We start from the raw sequence: 17,245 nt of genomic DNA, 5'->3' as shown, positions 1-17,245 counted from the left end.
GCCTCAGCGCGCCGGCCAGCGGATCCGGTTGACCGGCAGCGCCGGCCCCCAGCGATGCACGCCGACCAGGCGGAAGCGCACCGCATCGGCCAGGCCGAGATGGGTCAGGATCAGCGCGATGATCGACAGCCACATCTCCGTCCCCTGCAGCCCCGGCTCCTCACCGCGGCTGAAGGCGAAGCCCTGGCCGGGTGCGTAGTGCCGGAGCACGGCGCCGAGGAGATGGCGCATCACGTCGGCGATCTCCGCCGCGCGGTGACTGGTCTGGCGGGCGCAGAGCATCATCGGATGCACCACGTCCAGCACGTTGCAGGCGTTGAAGCCGGCGCTCTCGAACCCGGCGTTGCGGTCGAGATGGGCCAGGACGGAATCGATCGTCCGCTCCGGCCAGGGCAGCGGGATGCCGAACTGGGCGTAGGTGCCGCGGGTCAGGCGGTAGAAGCCGTTCACCGCCTGCAGCCAGTCGTCGCCGACCGGGCCGCTCCACAGGCCGGTCGCCGGATCCGCCCGCGTGGTCAGCCAGCCGATCAGCGTCGTGAGCTCGCCCGGATCGCCGAAGTCCCTGGCGTTCAGGTAATAGGCGGTGCCCAGCGCATCGACCCAGGCGCCGGAGGACCAGCCTCGCTCGGCCCAGGGCAGCCCGTCCAGCGCCCGCTGCAGCGCCGCGGGGTCCAGGCGCGAGGCCCAGTCGATCGGGTGCCGGAAGCCGGCGCCCAGGCACTCCAGCGCATAGCCGACGCAGAGGATGTTGTAGAGGTTGTCGCCGCCGGGATCGGCGGGCGGATCGCGGCGCACCGCCTCCGGCGTGTCCGGGTTGAAGCACAGCCCGGTTTCCGGGTCCTGCAGCGCCGTCAGGCGGGCGATCCACTCCGCGCGACCGAAGGGCGGCGGCACGGCGCCGAACATCGCCGCGATCTGGATCGCGTCGCAATCGGCGCGGAACGGCGCGTTCCCGGCGTTGCGCGGGTCGCGATACCAGGAGGGCTGGCCGGGCGGCGCCACCTGGGCGGCGAGGATCGAAGGCCATTCCTCGCCGATCCAGGCGTCGAAAGCCTTCACCTCGGCCAGCAGTGCGTCGGCCGCGCCCCGCGGCCGGCGGCGGTCGCGGATCACCCGGGCGGGGTTGCCGCCGACCAGCGCGTAGTCGGGCACGTCGCGGGTGACCACCGCCCCGGCGGCGACGATGCAGTGGCTGCCGATCCGCACCCCGTCGGTGATCACGGCGTTGGCGCCGATCCAGACGTCATCGCCTATCTCGATGCCCTTGGAGGACACGCCCTGCAGCGCGATCGGCGTCTCCGGGTCGTCCGACACATGGTCGAAGCCGGCGATCATGGCCCCGGCGGCGATGCGGACCCATGAGCCCATCCGGACCTGGCCGATCACCGAGGCATGCAGGTTGAAGGAGCAGTGGTTTCCGGCGGTCAGGTCGCCGTGGAGGCGTACACCGGCGGCGGCGACGCAGCCGTCGCCCAGCGTCAGGCTGTCGGGGAAGATGTAGGCCTTCGGCGACAGGTAGCAGCCCTTGCCGAGCTTGAGCGGCAGGCGCTGCGCCAGCCCGGCGACGAAGGCCGCCTGGGCGCGGCGCTGTTCGTCCGTGGCCTGGCTCTCGAAGCGCCAGGGATGGGAGTCGAATTCCTCCACCGGACGGGGCGTCGCGACTTCGGGTTCCGGCATAACCGACATAGGTTCGGGCTCTCAGAGAATGGCGCGGGCGTCGGCGATCAGCTGGGCGGCGCCGTCGGCGATCGAAGCGTTGCCGAAGGCGACCGCATCCGCCGCGCGCTTCATCAGCCGGCCGAACTGCTGCGACCCTTTGGGAGGTGGCGGCGGATAGGGGCCGACCTTGTCGGCGATGAAGTTGACGTAGTCGACCGTGGCGCGCTGCGCCGGGTCCAGCGTCGGCAGGATCAGCTCCCGCATCGCCGGGCTCATCGGCACGCCGCGCTCCACCCCCAGCACCTTGACGGCCTCGGGGTCGTTGAGGAAGAAGGCGATGAAGCCCGCCGCCGCCTCCGGCGCCTTGCAGCGGGCGTAGATCGACCAGCACGAGGCCGGCCGGTAGAACTGCCCCGGCTTCGCCCCGGCGCCGCCATTCGGATACATGGTCAGGGCGAGCGGTGCGGTGGTGGCCGCCTGCATGCCGACGATCTGGTTGGAGAAGGCGAGGCTGGTCGCGGCCTTGCCCTGCATCAACGGCATCAGGCTGATGGTCGAATCCGGGCTGAGCGCCGCGACGTCGGCCGGCACGCAGCCGCCGCGCCGGCGCATCCCGTCCCAATAGGCGAACCAGTCCGCCGCATGCTCCTGGCCGAAGCCGAGCGCGCGGTCGGCGGTGAACAGATCGGCGCCGCGCTGACGCAGCCAGACCTGGAAGGCGAAGCTGTAGCCACTGGAGTCGCAGGAGCCCCAATACTGGTCGCGCCCCAGCGCCCTGGTCAGCTCGACCATGCGTTCGGCATAGTCGTCCCAGTTGGTCTTGTCGTCGGGCGGGGGCACGCCGGCCGTCTTGAAGACGGAGGCGTCATACATCAGGCCGAAGGAATTGAGGCCGTGCGGGATGCCCCAGACCTTGCCGTCGAGGGCGCAGAGGTCGAGCAGGTCGCGGCCGAAGCCGCCCGTGTCGATCGGCTTCGGCAAAAAATCGTCGAGCGGCAGCGCAGCGCCGCGCTGGACGAAATCGGCGAAGCTGTTGGGCTCGAGCTGGAAGATGTCCGGGGCGCTGCGGCCGACCAGCTGGGTCGCCAGCTTGGGGAAGTACTCGGCGTTGCTGACTTCGCCGAGCAGCTCGGTTCCCTCTACCCGGGACTGGTAGAGCTTCAGCACCTCGAGCGTCCGCCGGGTGCGGTCGTCGCTGCCCCACCAGACGACGCGGAGCCGGGCCGCCTCGGCCCGCCCGACGGCGGGGATCACCGCCGCCCCGGCCAGGCCCAACGCCCCGGCCAGCACGGATCTGCGCCCGATCGCAGCCGACATCGCGCCCTCCCTGATTCGTGGACTCGATCCGGACGGCCGCGCCGCCCGGGAAATTAACCACTTGGTTACAATTGAACGGGGCGAGGTCCGCACTGTCAATCCGCCTCGCGCCGACGGCCGGACCGGCCGATCGTCCCCCTTGGCCGGCACCGCCGTTCCGGGCATCGTCAAGGCATGATCCAGGACTCCGAGACCACGCCGTGAGCCGCAGCCGCAGCCGCAGCCTGCCGCCAGCGCCCGAGGCCGGGCGGCCGCGCATGGCCGACATCGCCCGCATCGCCGGCGTGTCGGTGGCGACGGTCAGCCGGGCCCTGGCCGGGTCGCCGCGGGTGAACGAGGAGACGAAGGCGCGGATCGAGGCGGCGGTGCGCGACACCGGCTATGTCGTCAACCGCATGGCCCGCGGCCTGCGCCTGCAGCAGGCACGGCAGGTGTTCGTGATGGTGCCGAACATCGCCAACCCGTTCCACGCCTCGGTGCTGCTGGGCGCCGAGGAGGCGGCGGTGGCGGCCGGCTTCCACGTGCTGATCGGCAACACCGCCGGCGACCCGGCGCGCGCCGAGGAGCATGCCCGCCAGCTGCTGACCGGCGCGGTCGACGGCATGCTGGTGCTGGGCGGCCACATGCCGGAGACGCTGAAGACCCCGTCCCTGCGGCAGCGCCTGGTGGCGGTGATCGAGCCCGTGGCCGCCCCCGGCGTGCCGGCGGTGCAGATCGACAACCGGGCCGGCGGGCAGGCGGCGACGCGGCATCTGATCGAGCTGGGCCATCGCCGCATCGGCCATATCGGCGGCAGCGCCCCGGCCACGGCCACGCCGAAGCGCTTCGAAGGCTACGCCGCAGCCCTGGCCGAGGCCGGGATCGAGCTGCGGCCCGAGCTGGTGCGCTATGGCACCTTCTCGATCGCCACCGGGGCGGAGGAGATGGCCGAGCTGCTGGCGCTGCCCGAGCCGCCGACCGCCGTGTTCTGCGGCAGCGACGAGATCGCCATGGGCGCGATCCGCACCATCAAGCAGGCGGGGTTGAGAGTGCCGGAGGACATCTCGATCGTCGGCTTCGACAACATCTACTTCGCCGCCGTCTACGACCCGCCGCTGACCACCATCGACCAGCCGGCCCGCCGCCTGGGCTTCGAGGCGATGCGCCTGCTGGCGGACCGCCTCGCCGGCATCGCCGCGTCGAAGCGCGGCGTGAGCGTGCCCCACCGCCTGATCGTCCGCGCCAGCACGGCGCCGCCGCGGCACTGACGGTAGGTCATCGTAGGTTGAGTTCGCGGAAGCGAACCCAACATCTCGCCGACGTCCTCCGACGATTGTGTTGGGTTCGCTTACCGCGGATCCAACTACTCACTTCCAACTATACAAATAGTTAAGAAAGCGATCCTGCGGAGCGTTCGGCCCGTCTGCTAGTATCATCTGGTGATACTTCAAGGTGCGACATCGCCGCTGCGCGCCATTTTGACAGACATTCAAGGACGTATGCATCTGTATCGTCTGGCACGGGACGAGATACGGGACCGCAATCCTAACGAGACATCTCGTGGAGCCAGGAATGACCAGACGCATCGTCTTCGCCGCAGGGGCAGCCGCGCTGCTGGCCGCGACACCGGCCATGGCGCAGCAGGTGAACGGCCTCTATGTCGGCGCCGGAGCCGGCGTCAACTTCCTTCAAAGCAACGGCCTGAACCAGGACGACTACGATGTCGGGCCGGCGGGCAACCTCTATGTCGGCTACGGCTTCGGCAACGGCTTCCGCGCCGACCTCGAAGCGAGCATCCGGGAGAACAGCCACGACGGCAACAACCACCAGACCACCTACGGCCTGATGGCCAACGGCTACTACGACTTCGACTTCGGCTCGCCCTTCGTGCCCTATCTCGGCGCCGGCGTCGGCCTGGCGCTGGTCAACGCCGACTTCAACCCGAGCGGTCCGGGCAACTACTTCAGCTCGACCGAGCCGGCCTTCGCCTACCAGGGCATCGCCGGCGTGGCCTACAACTTCACGCCGAACCTGGCGGCCACCCTGGAATACCGCTATCTCGGCACCACCGCGCCGACCTTCAAGGACAACGGGGTGCGGATCAAGTCGGACGAGAACAACAACCACAGCGTCCTGGTCGGCCTGCGCTACACCTTCGGCGCCGAGGAGGCGCCGCCGCCGCAGGAGGTCACCCAGGTGACCCAGGCCCGCAGCTATCTGGTGTTCTTCGACTTCGACAGCTCGAAGCTGACGCCGGAGGCCAGGCAGATCGTGGGCTCCGCCGCCTCCGACGCGCTGCAGGGCCGGAGCACCCGGATCGACGTCACCGGCCACACCGACCGCGCCGGATCGGACAGCTACAACCAGGCCCTGTCGCAGCGCCGGGCCGAGGCGGTGCGCCGCGAGCTGGTGGCCGACGGCGTGGCCGACAGCATGATCGTCACCCGCGGCGTCGGCGAGGCCGATCCGCTGGTGCCGACCGCCGACGGCGTCCGCGAGCCGCAGAACCGACGGGTCGAGATCGTCGTCAACTGAGGATAGCTGGAAGGGGGCTGCGGCCCCCTTCCCTCCCGCTATCGAAGCCTTTTCGCAATTCCCAATTCGTCATTGCGAGCGCAGCGAAGCAATCCATGGTGCGGCTCGCGCGGGCCGATGGATTGCTTCGTCGGCTTCGCCTCCTCGCAATGACGGTGAGGGACGGGATATCGAAAAGATCTCGCTACCGGTCAGACCAGACGGCGAGCTCGTAGCCGTCCGGGTCCTGGAAGTGGAAGCGGCGGCCGCCGGGGAAGCTGAAGATCGGCTTGACGATGCGGGCGCCCGCCTGCTCCAGCCGCTCCTGGGTTGCGGCGAGGTCCTCGGCATAGAGGATCACCAGCGGTCCGCCGGGCTTGCCCGGGCCGCCCTGGGCGAAGCCGCCCTTCAGCCGGCCGTCGTCGAACTCGCAATAGCTCGGGCCGTAATCCGTGAATTTCCAGCCGAAGGCGCTGCCGTAGAACTCGCGCGAGCGTGCGATGTCGGCCACGGAGAACTCGATGTAGTCGATGCGACGGTCGTTGCCGGGACTGGCCATGATCCTTCCTCCTGTCCGATCCGACGAGCAGTCTGCCACCGCACCCGGCGCTCCGTCTTGAACGGAACGGCCAGTCAGGCGGCTTCGCGCTGGCCTGTTTCGCTGACGGCGATCTGGCCGAGGATCGCGGCCGGGGTCAGGCCGGACAGACGCCGCACCTCGCGCGTCAGATGGGCCTGGTCGGCATAGCCTGCGGCAAAGGCCAGGGCTGAAAGTCCTGCCTCCTCCCCCGCTTCCGCCAATGTCAGAAAACGCTGGAAGCGCAGGATGCGGTCGAGCGTCTTCGGGCCGTAGCCGAAGGTCTCGTGGCAGCGCCGCCGCAGGCTGCGCTCGCTGATCCCGAGCTTTTCGCGCAGCGCAACCAGGCCGGTCTCCTCCGCGCCGCGGCCGAGCAGGCGGAAGGTCAGCGCCATCTCCGGCGCCGGCGGGGCGACCTCCGGCGCGATCCGCGCCAGCCCGGCCGCGAGCCGCGCCATCCGCTCCGCCACCGTCCGCGCCTCGCCGATCCGGCTGGCCAGGTCGTGCGCCCAGGGACGATGGAGATCCACCAGATCGACCTGGCGACCAGTGACCTCGGACATCGGCAGGCCGAGCCAGCGGAGGGCGGCGCCGGGGCGGAAACGGACGGCGACGACCGGATCGCCGGGCGGCAGCAGCGGGTGCTGCGCGGTGAGGTCCGGCCCGGCCACAACCAGCCGGCCGCCGACCCAGAGCAGGTCGACGCAGCCATCGGGGACGACGACCACCGGCAGGGCCGGGCCCTGCGGGATGGCGTGCATCCAGCGACACAGCAGGTGCGGCGCCAGTTCCGGCAACGGCGGCGCCTCGCGATAGAGGCCGGCGCGCTTGGCCAGGACCAGCCCGCCGTCGCCCTGCCGCATCATCGGCCCGTCAGTGCAACTTGGCTGATTTCAGCACCCGGGCCCGGTCGGTTGAGCGGACATGCACGTCGAACACGTCGCCCTCGCGGTCGAGCGTCAGCGGCACCTCGACCCCGGCCTCGCCCAGCGCCCAGACGGCGCGGAAGAAGCCAGCGAGGTCACTGACCGCCTCGCCGTCGACCGCGAGCACGGCGTCGCCCTCGCGCAGCCCCGCCCGCCGGGCCGGGCCGTTGCCGGCGAAGCCGACCACCACCACCCGGCCTTCATCCTCGGTCGCGAACAGGCCGAGCCAGGGGCGCGGCGGCCGGTCGGCGCGGCCGAGCGTCGTCAGGTCGTCGAAGATCGGCTGCAGCAGGTCGATCGGCACCGCCATGTTCAGCGGCAGCATCCGACCCCCGGCCGCCTGGTGCTGGATCTGCAGCGAGCCGATGCCGAGCAGGTCGCCGGCCGGGCCGATCACCGCGGTGCCGCCCCAATGCGGATGCGCCGGAGCGGTGAACATCGCCTCGTCCAGCACATACTCCCAGTATCCCGCGAATTCCTGGCGGGCGACGATCCGCCCGGCCAGCGAGCGCCGGCGGCCGCCGGCGCCGGCGATCACCACCTCGGTGCCGGGCGAGGCGGCACGACCGTAGCCTGGCTTCAGCGCCGGCAGGCCGAGCGGGCCCAGCGCCTGGACCAGGCCGAAGCCGGTCGACTGGTCGTAGCCCAGCACATGCCCGGGCACGACCCGGCCGGCATTGGTGGTGAGCCAGACCTCCTCGGCCTCGGTGATCAGGTAGCCGATGGTCAGCACGATGCCGTCGTCGCGGATCACCACGCCGTTGCCGGCGCGTTCGGTGCCGAGCGTGCCGGCGGTGAAGGCATCGGTTGGGATGCGCGCGGTCAGGCCGAGCACGGCGTCCAGCGCACGGTCGAGGTCGAAGACGTAGTCGTCGGGGTCGGGCTGCGCCCGCACGGGCACTTCCCAGTCGTCCGGTCCGAGGGCCATCGCGGCCTCCATGGTATCGGGCGGGGGTACTCCACCAATTCTCGACGCCATGCGGGGCCGGATGCAAGCCCCGAGACGGTGCGGACCGGCCAGCCGCTTCGCTCGGTCTTGTCTGCCGCCGCCGATCCGGGACAGGCTGGCGCCCGAAGCCGCAGGATCGGGGGACGCATGGCGAAGGGGCAGACGGCGGGAGAGGTGCTGGACCGGCGCAGCCGCAACCAGGCGCTTCTGGCCCGGCAGGGCCTGTTGCAGCGCTGGCCCGCGACCGCCGTCGAGGCGATCGAGCGGCTGGTCGGGATGCAGTCGCAATCCCCCACCGCCCCCTATGTCGGGCTGTGGAGCCGGCTGGAGCGGTTCGAGCTGGAGGACCTGGCCGAGCTGATCCGCGACCGCAAGGCGGTGCGGATCGCCCTCATGCGGTCGACGATCCACCTCGTCACCGCCCGCGACTGCCTGGCGCTGCGCCCGGTGCTGCAGGGTGTGCAGGAGCGGCTGCTGATGACCGGCACGCCCTACGGCAAGACGCTGGCCGGGATGGATCTGGAGGCGCTGGTCGCGGCTGGGCGCCGCCTCCTGGTCGACCAGCCGCGCACGGTCGAGGAGCTGGGCCGGCTGCTGCAGAAGCAGTGGCCGGACCGCGACGCCAAGTCTCTGTCCTACGCCATCCGCAACCTGGCGCCGTTGGTGCAGGTGCCGCCGCGCGGCCTGTGGGGCATCGGCGGCCTGCCGCTCTGCACCACGGCGGAGAGCTGGCTGCGGCAACAGCTCGGCACCGACACGACGCCGGACGCGATGCTGCTGCGTTACCTCGCCGCCTTCGGCCCGGCCAGCGTGCAGGACATGCAGACCTGGTCGGGCCTGACCCGGCTGCAATCCGTGGTCGACCGGCTGCGGCCCAGGCTGCTGACGTTCCGCGACGAGACGGGGCGCGAGCTGTTCGACCTGCCGGATGCGCCGCGGCCCGGCCCGGACGCGCCTGCGCCGCCGCGCTTCTTGCCGGAATACGACAACCTGCTGCTGTCCCATGCCGAGCGCGACCACATCATCGCCCCACAGCACCGCCCGCTAGTCTACGGCAATTTCATGCCGCCGGTGCTGCTCGTGGACGGCATGGTCCGTGGCAGCTGGAAGGTCACCCAGGCGCGTGGCGCCGCTGTGCTGCGGACCCAGCCCTTCGAGCCGCTATCGCCGGCCGAGGCCGCGGCGGTGACGAAGGAAGGCGAGCGGCTGCTGGCCCTGGTCGCCGAGGGTGCCAAAAGCCGCGAGGTGCGGATCGACGCGCTGGAATAGAAGTGGCCGCCACGGCGTCATCCTTGAGGAGCTATCGGCAAGTTCTCCGCAAATTTGAACCAAACCTCCGACGCTCTCGTTGGAGGTGCCAGAACCCTGTCGTGGTCTGAATAACATCGGGGAGGAGAGGAATGCTCGCGTATCGAGGGACTGCCACGATGCCGCCGCCTCCGGAGAGCCAAGCGGTCGAGCAGACGGGTTTCCACGACCCATTCGCAGAGACCGGACGGGGCATGCTTGGCGATGAAGTCCGAGCAGCGTCGGTGGTCACCATCATCGACCATCGCACGCTCAGCCGAGATGGCCTGGTGAAAGCGATCGAGGATGCCGGCGCCGGATATCTCGTGGCAGCCTTCGCCAGCCTCGAAGATTGGCTGGTCGACAGGGACACCCCTCAGCGCACCTCGATCATCATCATCAATATAGGGCCTGCCAGCGAAGAACATGCCCACGAAATTATTGACGATCTAGCAGACCTGAAATCGCAATATCCCCACATCGGCATTCTAGCCTTGGGAGACGATGAGGATACGGATCTTGCGGTCAAGATATTGACCTCCGGAATTCAGGGATATCTATCCAGCAATATGAGCGTCAGCATGATACTCGGTGCGATCCGATTGATCCAATCCGGCGGAGCATTCATTCCCGCCAACTGTCTCGTCCGGCTATATCAGCAACGCGAAGCTCCGGCTCGATCAAAGGACCCGACCGATGGTCTCTTGACCGTCCAGCAAACCAATGTCGCCCAAGGATTATTGAGAGGCAAAACCAACAAAACCATTGCCTATGAGTTGAATATTCACGAGAACACGGTAAAGGTGCATGTGCGAAACATAATGCGAAAGCTTCAGGCTCGAAATCGCACGGAAGTCGCGTTCAAGCTGAACACCTGGCTTCAACAGAATCGGAAACGGGACCTTTCCTGAGGACCGGCTGTCGAACCGGAGGGGAGCCGCTGGGCTGCACGCTCGGGCCGAAGAAGCAGACCGGGGCCTCCGGGCGTCGCGGTTGCCCAAAATTATCTGGGCGCAGGAACCGGCGCGACTAAGTTCCTGTTGGCCGGGAAAACGCCGCGTCGCTCGGCGTCGTGAATTCCGAGGACGATTTCACGAGGTGCCCGATGGCCCGCCGCCTGCTGCCCCTGTCCCTGCTGACGGCCGGCATCGTCGCCGGCGTCGGCGCCCTGGCCCAGTCGCTGCCGCCGGACGCGACCTACCGGCCCCTGCCCACCCAGCCCTTCGACCAGGTCAAAGCGGATGACGAGGCGGCCAAGCCGGAGGTAATGCAGCGCCAGCGGGCGCTGCTGGAGGATCGCTACGACCTGGCCGACCGGCCGATCCCGGGCGTGATGATGTCGGGTGGGCGCAAGCCGGTGCAGGGCGGCGTCCGGGTGAAGCTGCCGCAAGGCGTCACCTGGGACGAGCTGTCGGCGATGAGCCCGGACGAGATCCGCCAGCGCGGCCTGTTCCCGGCCGGCTTCCTGCCCCTGCCCCATGTCAAGCAGGCGACCGGCGGCCAGGTGTTCCCGAACAGCCAGATCGACGACGTCGCCCGGCAGGAGCAGCGCAACCTGCGCCGCTTCGACGTCGATTTCGACCTGCCCGACGCCTTCACCCCGGAATTCCCGCCGCCGATCTTCCTGACCACGCATCCGGAACTCGGCGACGTCTCGCGCGGGCAGCTGCTGACCATCAAGAATTACTACGCCATTATGGTCGGGCTGATCACCCCGGTGCAGATGGAAGGCCTTCGGCTGCTGCTGACGCCTTTCCCGCAGGAGGAGTTCAACCAGACCGAGGACCGCAAGAGCGCCGACCAGAGCCTGGGCGTCACCTGCCTGGACTGCCACGCCAACTTCCACAGCAACGCGGCCTTCCACCTGAACCCCGACACAAGGCCGCAGGCGGCGCGGTTCCGGATCGATACGGTCAGCCTGCGCGGCATGTTCAACCAGCAGATCCATGGCTCGAAGCGCTCGCTGCGCTCGGTCGAGGACTTCACCGAATTCGAGCAGCGCACTGCCTATTTCAACGGCGACCAGATGAGCGCCCAGCGCAAGGGCGTCAACCTGCCGGACCGGCACGACCAGACGGCGATGATGGCGCAGATGCAGAACATGATCGACTTCCCGCCGGCGCCGAAGCTGGACCCGCTGGGGCGTCTGGACCCGGCCAGGGCGACCGAGCAGGAGCTGGCGGGCGAGCGGATCTTCATGGGCAAGGGCCAGTGCGCCACCTGCCACATCCCGCAGACCGCCTTCATGGACAACCAGATGCACGACCTGAAGACGGAGCGGTTCTATGACTTCAGCCAGACCGTGAACGGCAAGGTCATGCTGCCGGCCGGACCGATCAAGACCTTCACCCTGCGCGGCATCAAGGATTCACCGCCCTACCTGCATGACGGCCGTCTGATGACCCTGGCCGACACGGTGGAGTTCTTCAATCTGGTGCTCGGGCTGAAGCTGACCCAGGAGGAGAAGGACGCGCTGACCGCTTACATGCTGGCGCTGTGAGCCGCCGGCCATGGAAGGAGGAACCGGCATGATCGATCGGTTCGCGGCCGCGGCGCTGGCGGCCCTGTTGCTCGGGTCGGCGCCGGCCTGGGCCCAGACCACGATTCCCACGACCCCGGCGCCGGGCAACCCGGCCGGCACCCCCGCCGGCACACCGGAAGGGACGCCCGGCATGCCGGCCCCGCACCGGCCGAACCCGTCGGACCAGGTCTTCGCCGTCGCCGCCGCCCGGGGCGGCCTGGCGGAGGTGGCCTTCGGCAAGCTGGCGGAAGCGCAGGGCGGCAGCGACGCGATGAGAGACTTCGGCCGGCGCATGGTGCGCGACCACGGCCGCGCCAACGATCGTCTGGCCGAGCTGGCCAAGGCGGCCGGGATCGTCCTGCCCGATGAAATGGATGCCGAGCACCAGGCGATCCACGACCGGCTGAAAGGGTTGGACGGCGCCGATTTCGACCGCGCCTACATCGCCAGCCAGATCACCGACCACCAGGTCACGGCGCAGCTGCTGGAGTACGAGATCGGCTCCGGCCAGGACGAGGATCTGAAGGCCTTTGCCGCCGAGACCCTGCCGGTGGTGTTCCAGCACCTGCAGATGGCGCAGCGCCTGCACACCGAGATGGCCGTCCAGGCGACCGCGCCGCCGGTGCCGAAGGCGAAGTGAACCGTCCTTGCCGGGCGGCGGAGCGGCCATGGTGGCGCGCCGGAGCGAGACGGGTGCGCTATCCGGCCGCTGGGCTTCCGGCGCTGGGTGCGATAAGGGCTGTCGGTGATCCGCGCTTGACAGCGCCGTCCCGACAACCTTAAGTTTAACTTTATGGTTAACTATCAAGAGCTCACCCTGGACCGCACTTTCGCCGCGCTGGCCGACCCGACGCGCCGGGCGCTGATCGCCCGGCTGGGCGAGCAGCAGGACCTCTCGGTCAGCGAACTGGCCCGGCCCTTCACCATGTCGCTGCCGGCCGTGATGAAGCATCTCGACGTGCTGTCCGAGGCCGGGCTGATCACGCGGACCAAGACCGGCCGCACCGTGACCTGCCGTCTGTCCGCGGCACCGATGGAGCAGGCGATGGACTGGCTGAGCCGCTATCAGCGCTTCTGGTCCGAACAGCTCGACCGCCTGGCCGCCTTCGTCGAGGAGGAGTCATGCTCGCCAAGCCCAGCCTCAGCCTCCGGCGCCGCCTCGCCGCCCCTCCCGCCAAAGTCTACGCCGCCTGGACCGACCCGGAAAAAATAATGCGCTGGTTCGGGCCGGCCAGCGCCGAGACCATCAGCGCCGAGGCCGACCCGCGCGTCGGCGGCCGCTATCACGTCGCCTTCTCCACCCCCGACGGCGAGCGGCACGATGTCGGCGGCGTGTACAAGGAGGTCGTGCCGAACGAGAAGCTGGTGTTCTCCTGGGCCTGGCGGACGATGCCGGAGCGGGAGTCGCAGGTGACGCTGACGCTGCGGCCGGACGGCGACGGCACCGTGCTGATCCTGACGCATGAGCAGTTCTTCGACGAGCCGGCCCGCGATCGCCACCGCGAGGGCTGGGGCGGCTGCCTCGACCGGCTGGAGCGCTATCTTCTGGAAGAAGCCGTCGCCTGAGAGAGGTCCATGCCTGCGGAGAGCGCCGGACTGCTGATGCACAAGCGCGTGGACGGGCGGCTCCATGTCCTGCTGGTGCATCCCGGCGGCCCGTTCTGGCAGCGCAAGGATCTCGGCGCCTGGTCGATCCCGAAAGGAGAGCTGGACCCGGACGAGGATGCGGAGGTCGCGGCGAAACGCGAATTCGCCGAGGAGCTGGGGGCTGAGCCCGCCGGGCCGCTGCTGCCGCTCGGCCGGATCCGCCAGCGCGGCGGCAAGGCGGTCACGGCCTTCGCCGTCGCCGGCGACCTGGATGTCGGCCAGGTGCGCAGCGGCACCTTCGAGCTGGAGTGGCCGCCGAAGAGCGGCCGGATCCAGAGCTTCCCGGAGGTCGACCGGGCCGAATGGTTCGACCTGCCGACCGCCCGGGAGAAGATCCTGGAAGGCCAGCGCCCCCTGCTCGACCGGCTGGCGGAGATCCTGAACGCAGCGGGCTGAAACCCCGGTCAGGAGCTCAGCGTGTCGTCGCCGCCACCGAAGTCGCCGCCGCCGAAATCGCCCTGGCTGCCGTCGTCCTGATAGTCGGCATCCTGGACGTCCTGGCCGTCGTCCTGCGGCGCGGCGTCGGCGTCGCGCAGATCAGTGCCGTCCCCGCCGGGGCCGGCGTCGCCATAGTAGTTGTTGATCACCGTCTCGGTCAGGCCGGGGGCCGGGCCGGAGAAGCCGGTGCCGAGGCCGCCCCAGCCGCCATGGCCAAGGCCGAACAGCGACTCGATGCCCTGGAACACCAGCGCGCCGCCGGCGACGCCGGCCGCGGTGGCGGCGGCGCTGCGCAGGAAGGACGGGCCAGCAGAGGATTGGCCGAAGGGTCCGCCGCCGCCCCACGGGCCGGGCTGGGCCTGGGCATAGGCCGAGGGAGCCTGGGTGGTGGCCGGCGTCTGCGGCTGCGGGGCCGGCTGCGGACGGCCGGCGCCGCTGCCGAAGATGGCGCCGAGAAAGCTGCCGCTGCCGCCGCTGCGCTGCGGCTGCTGGGCCTGGCGCTCCAGCTCCGCGATCCGGGCCTGCGCCTGGTGCAGCGCGTAGTCCTGGATCAGCACGGTCTGCGCCAGCAGATAGGGGGCGTCGGGCAGGTCGCGGACCAGGTCCCGGATCATCGCCGTCGCCTCCTCGTCCCTTTCGGCGGGCGGGGCCTGCTTCAGCCGGGCGACGAGATTGGTCAGGAGCTCGCGTTCCTGGGGTGTCATCACAACTCTCCGGTCGGGCCCGCTGCCGCGGGCATCCCCCTTCCGCCGCTGATATGGGCGCGGCCATGTTGAGCCGCAATCGACGGAGCGGCGCAGTGTCGCGCCGCGCTGTCGCGGTGCCCCTTCCCCGTCAGTCCTGGGTGTAGTCCTGGCCGAACCACTGCTGCGACAGCTTCGCCAGCGAGCCGTCGGCCTTTAGCGCGGTCAGCGCGGCGTCGATCTTGGCCTTCAGCGCCTCGCCCTTGGCGTCCTGGCGGAACACCAGATAAGCGGGAACCTTGGTCAGCAGGTCGCCGGTCGCCTCGACCGGCAGGCCCAACTTCTCGGCATGGTCCTTGGCCACGATCGGGTCGTTGACATGGGCGTCGATCCGGCCTTCGGCCACGTCCAGCAGCACCGGCGTGACATTGCCGTCATAATAGCGGATCTCGAACGCGCCCGGATGGGCGGCGAGATAGTCCTCGACCAGCTTGGCGTGCTCGCTGCCCACGCCGGCGCCGACCAGCTTGCCCTTCAGGTCGTCGAGGCTGTGGATGCCGGTGACGCCCTTCTTGACGATGATGGAGGAGCCGCTGTGGAAGTAGGCGACGTCGGAGAACAGGTACTTGGTCGCGCGCTCCGGCGTCTTCGAGATCTCGTTGGCGACGACGTCGTATTTGCCGGATTCGAGGCCCAGGAACATGCTGTCCCAGGGCTGCGGCACGAAGTCGAACGTCAGGTCCGGCACCTTGGCCTCGACCAGGCGCAGCACCTCGACGTCGTAGCCGGTCAGCTTGCCGCTGTCGTCCTGGTAGGTGAAGGGCGCGTAGGTGCCCTCCGTCCCCACCCGCACCGTCTCCTGCGCCGCCGCCGGGGCCGCCGCAAGGGCCAGGGCGACCAGGCCCGCGACCGCCGCGGCGCCCTTCGCCAGAATGTAACGCATCCTTCTCTCCATGGTTGGCAGGCCCCTCAGATGTCGAAGCTGAAGGACCGCAGGTAGTTCTTGAGGAAATCCCGCGTCCGCTGCTGCTGCGGGTTGCCGAACAGCGATTTCGGGTCGCCTTGCTCGATCACGCGGCCGCCATCGATGAACAGCACCTGGCTAGAGATCTCGCGGGCGAAGCCCATCTCGTGGGTGACGATGATCATCGGGATGCCTTGCCCCGCCGCCTTGCGGATCGCCTCCAGCACCTCGCCCGTGTGCTCGGGGTCGAGGGCGCTGGTCGGCTCGTCGAACAGGATCAGCTCCGGCGCCATCGCCAACGTTCGCGCGATCGCCACCCGCTGCTGCTGGCCGCCGGACAGCGAGGACGGGTACTGCAGCGCCTTGTCGGCCAGCCCCATCAAAGCGAGGTGGTGCTCCGCGATCCCCTGCGCCTCGCGCCGCGGCAGGCGCTTCACCACCAAGAGGCCTTCGAGGACGTTCTCGATCGCCGTCCTGTGGCGGAACAGGTTGTAGTTCTGGAACACCATGCCGATGCGCATGCGCAGCGCCTGCAGCCGGCGCCGGTCCAGATGCGCCAGGTCGTAGCGGTCGCCGGCGATGTCGATGGTGCCGGATTCCGGCGTCTCCAGCCGGTTCAGGCAGCGCAGGAAGGTTGATTTGCCCGAGCCCGAGGGGCCGAGGATCGAGACGATGCCGCCGCGGTCGACATCGAGGCCGATGCCGTCCACCACGACCTGGCCCCTGAAGGATTTGCGGACGTCACGGATCGAGATCATGCGGCGATGTCCCGGCGGCCGCGGGTCAGATAGGCCTCCCAGCGCCGCATCGCCACCTCGACCAAGATGCAGATCACCCAGTAGATCACCGCGACCGCCAGGTAGAGTTCGAAGAAGCGCAGCGACCGGCCGCCGATGATCTTGGCCGCGGCCATGATGTCGACGACGGCGATCAGGAAGGCCAGCGAAGTGTCCTTGATCAGGCTGATGAAGCTGTTGCCGAGATTGGGCAGGGCCACCGCCAGGGCCTGGGGCAGGATGATCCGGCGCATCGCCTGAACCGGCGTCATGCCGATCGAATAGGCGGCCTCGGCCTGGCCGCGGTCGATCGACAAGAGGGCGGAGCGGATCGCCTCCGACAGATAGGCGCCGACATTGACCGAGAAGCTGAAGATGACGAAGACCAGCGCCGGCACCCGGTTGACGTCGATCTCGGTGCCGAGTTGGGCGTTCACGTATTGCAGCAGCTTCGGGATGCCATAATAGGCGAGGTAGATCTGCACCAGCAGCGGCGTGCCGCGGATGAAGGAGATGTAGAGCGTCGCCAGCTGCCGCAGCAGCGGGATGCGGTAGATCCGGACCAGGGCGGCGCCGGTGCCGATGACCAGGCCGAGCGCCATGGCGCTGAAGGCGATCAGCAGCGTCACCGGCAGATAGGGCAGGATCAGCGGGAAGGCCGACAGGAAATAGTCGAAGTCGAGGATCGAGGTCATGCGGCCTCCGCGCGGAAGAGGGCCTCGCCGCGCGCTCCATCAGAGAGGCGGATGGCCAGGAAGGATGTGGTGGGCACGGGAAGCGTCAACCTGCTGTTCGGGCCGGATGCCCCGTCCCAGGAGCGGGATCGGCGCGACGAGCGCGAGAGATGGCGAGCCGTCCCCGAAAGCGCAAATGCGAAACGTGCATATAATTTTCACAAGACTCTGCGTCATTTGCCCGTCGCTGCCGCTCCGGTTCGCCCTTTCCTCGACCGGGGAAGCATGCTCGGATGGCGCCCCCGCCGCTGGCAGTCGCAGGACTCGATGTGAC

The 17,245-nt window shown here is 69.2% G+C and carries 18 protein-coding genes; 9 read left to right on the top strand and 9 right to left on the bottom strand.

The window, feature by feature from the left end; genetic code table 11:
• Positions 1–3: 3 nt before the first annotated feature.
• Complete coding sequence (locus tag KXR53_RS14625) at positions 4–1,677, bottom strand: acyltransferase (RefSeq protein WP_437375912.1); 1,674 nt, start codon at positions 1,675–1,677, stop codon at positions 4–6.
• A 21-nt stretch (positions 1,678–1,698) separates the two neighbouring features.
• Positions 1,699–2,976 (bottom strand): ABC transporter substrate-binding protein, encoded by a 1,278-nt coding sequence (locus KXR53_RS14620; protein ID WP_437375911.1) that lies wholly within the window; start codon positions 2,974–2,976, stop codon positions 1,699–1,701.
• A 200-nt stretch (positions 2,977–3,176) separates the two neighbouring features.
• Between KXR53_RS14620 and KXR53_RS14615 the strand changes: the two genes are divergently transcribed.
• The gene (locus KXR53_RS14615) at positions 3,177–4,223 is read left to right on the top strand and encodes a LacI family DNA-binding transcriptional regulator (RefSeq protein WP_437375910.1); all 1,047 of its coding nucleotides are present in this window, start codon (positions 3,177–3,179) and stop codon (positions 4,221–4,223) included.
• Between the two features lie 304 nt (positions 4,224–4,527).
• Positions 4,528–5,490, top strand: a complete 963-nt coding sequence (locus tag KXR53_RS14610) for an OmpA family protein (RefSeq protein WP_437375909.1) — start codon at positions 4,528–4,530, stop codon at positions 5,488–5,490.
• A 184-nt stretch (positions 5,491–5,674) separates the two neighbouring features.
• Here the strand turns inward: KXR53_RS14610 and KXR53_RS14605 are convergent, their stop codons facing one another.
• The 3 genes from KXR53_RS14605 to KXR53_RS14595 form a co-directional block, all read right to left on the bottom strand.
• Entirely contained in the window at positions 5,675–6,028 is a 354-nt protein-coding gene (locus tag KXR53_RS14605; protein ID WP_437375908.1) for a VOC family protein, read from the bottom strand.
• 74 nt (positions 6,029–6,102) lie between these two features.
• Entirely contained in the window at positions 6,103–6,912 is an 810-nt protein-coding gene (locus KXR53_RS14600; RefSeq protein ID WP_437375907.1) for a helix-turn-helix domain-containing protein, read from the bottom strand.
• Between the two features lie 7 nt (positions 6,913–6,919).
• A complete protein-coding gene (locus KXR53_RS14595) occupies positions 6,920–7,900 on the bottom strand; it encodes a S1C family serine protease (RefSeq protein ID WP_437375906.1) in 981 nt (326 codons plus the stop codon).
• Positions 7,901–8,068: 168 nt separating this feature from the next.
• Here KXR53_RS14595 and KXR53_RS14590 point away from each other — a divergent pair, with 168 nt between their 5' ends.
• The 7 genes from KXR53_RS14590 to KXR53_RS14560 all read left to right on the top strand — a co-directional run bounded on the left by KXR53_RS14590 (position 8,069) and on the right by KXR53_RS14560 (position 13,772).
• Positions 8,069–9,190 (top strand): winged helix DNA-binding domain-containing protein, encoded by a 1,122-nt coding sequence (locus KXR53_RS14590; protein WP_437375905.1) that lies wholly within the window; start codon positions 8,069–8,071, stop codon positions 9,188–9,190.
• A 131-nt stretch (positions 9,191–9,321) separates the two neighbouring features.
• The gene (locus tag KXR53_RS14585) at positions 9,322–10,119 is read left to right on the top strand and encodes a LuxR C-terminal-related transcriptional regulator (RefSeq protein ID WP_437375904.1); all 798 of its coding nucleotides are present in this window, start codon (positions 9,322–9,324) and stop codon (positions 10,117–10,119) included.
• A gap of 194 nt (positions 10,120–10,313) precedes the next feature.
• On the top strand, positions 10,314–11,708 hold the full coding sequence (locus KXR53_RS14580) for a hypothetical protein (protein WP_437375903.1): 1,395 nt from the start codon (positions 10,314–10,316) through the stop codon (positions 11,706–11,708).
• Between the two features lie 28 nt (positions 11,709–11,736).
• The gene (locus tag KXR53_RS14575; RefSeq protein WP_437375902.1) at positions 11,737–12,369 is read left to right on the top strand and encodes a DUF4142 domain-containing protein; all 633 of its coding nucleotides are present in this window, start codon (positions 11,737–11,739) and stop codon (positions 12,367–12,369) included.
• Positions 12,370–12,522: 153 nt separating this feature from the next.
• Entirely contained in the window at positions 12,523–12,942 is a 420-nt protein-coding gene (locus KXR53_RS14570; protein WP_437375901.1) for an ArsR/SmtB family transcription factor, read from the top strand.
• Positions 12,852–13,295, top strand: coding sequence for an SRPBCC family protein (locus tag KXR53_RS14565; RefSeq protein ID WP_437375900.1), 444 nt, complete (start codon positions 12,852–12,854; stop codon positions 13,293–13,295). Before KXR53_RS14570 ends, KXR53_RS14565 begins: the two co-directional genes overlap by 91 nt.
• Before the next feature lie 9 nt (positions 13,296–13,304).
• Positions 13,305–13,772, top strand: coding sequence for an NUDIX domain-containing protein (locus tag KXR53_RS14560; RefSeq protein WP_437375899.1), 468 nt, complete (start codon positions 13,305–13,307; stop codon positions 13,770–13,772).
• Positions 13,773–13,780: 8 nt separating this feature from the next.
• Here the strand turns inward: KXR53_RS14560 and KXR53_RS14555 are convergent, their stop codons facing one another.
• The 4 genes from KXR53_RS14555 to KXR53_RS14540 all read right to left on the bottom strand — a co-directional run bounded on the left by KXR53_RS14555 (position 13,781) and on the right by KXR53_RS14540 (position 16,932).
• Positions 13,781–14,518, bottom strand: coding sequence for a DUF2076 domain-containing protein (locus KXR53_RS14555; RefSeq protein ID WP_437375898.1), 738 nt, complete (start codon positions 14,516–14,518; stop codon positions 13,781–13,783).
• A gap of 130 nt (positions 14,519–14,648) precedes the next feature.
• Positions 14,649–15,440 (bottom strand): transporter substrate-binding domain-containing protein, encoded by a 792-nt coding sequence (locus KXR53_RS14550; protein ID WP_437375897.1) that lies wholly within the window; start codon positions 15,438–15,440, stop codon positions 14,649–14,651.
• A gap of 26 nt (positions 15,441–15,466) precedes the next feature.
• Positions 15,467–16,219 (bottom strand): amino acid ABC transporter ATP-binding protein, encoded by a 753-nt coding sequence (locus tag KXR53_RS14545; RefSeq protein WP_437375896.1) that lies wholly within the window; start codon positions 16,217–16,219, stop codon positions 15,467–15,469.
• Positions 16,216–16,932, bottom strand: a complete 717-nt coding sequence (locus KXR53_RS14540; RefSeq protein ID WP_437375895.1) for an amino acid ABC transporter permease — start codon at positions 16,930–16,932, stop codon at positions 16,216–16,218. The genes KXR53_RS14545 and KXR53_RS14540 overlap by 4 nt, the downstream gene beginning before the upstream one ends.
• Positions 16,933–17,245: the final 313 nt, after the last annotated feature.

The sequence above is a fragment of the Inquilinus limosus genome (assembly GCF_051487185.1).
Lineage (GTDB): Bacteria > Pseudomonadota > Alphaproteobacteria > DSM-16000 > Inquilinaceae > Inquilinus > Inquilinus limosus_F.
The sequence above is the reverse complement of the archived record's forward strand: the minus strand, read 5'-3'. Positions and strand labels throughout refer to the sequence as shown.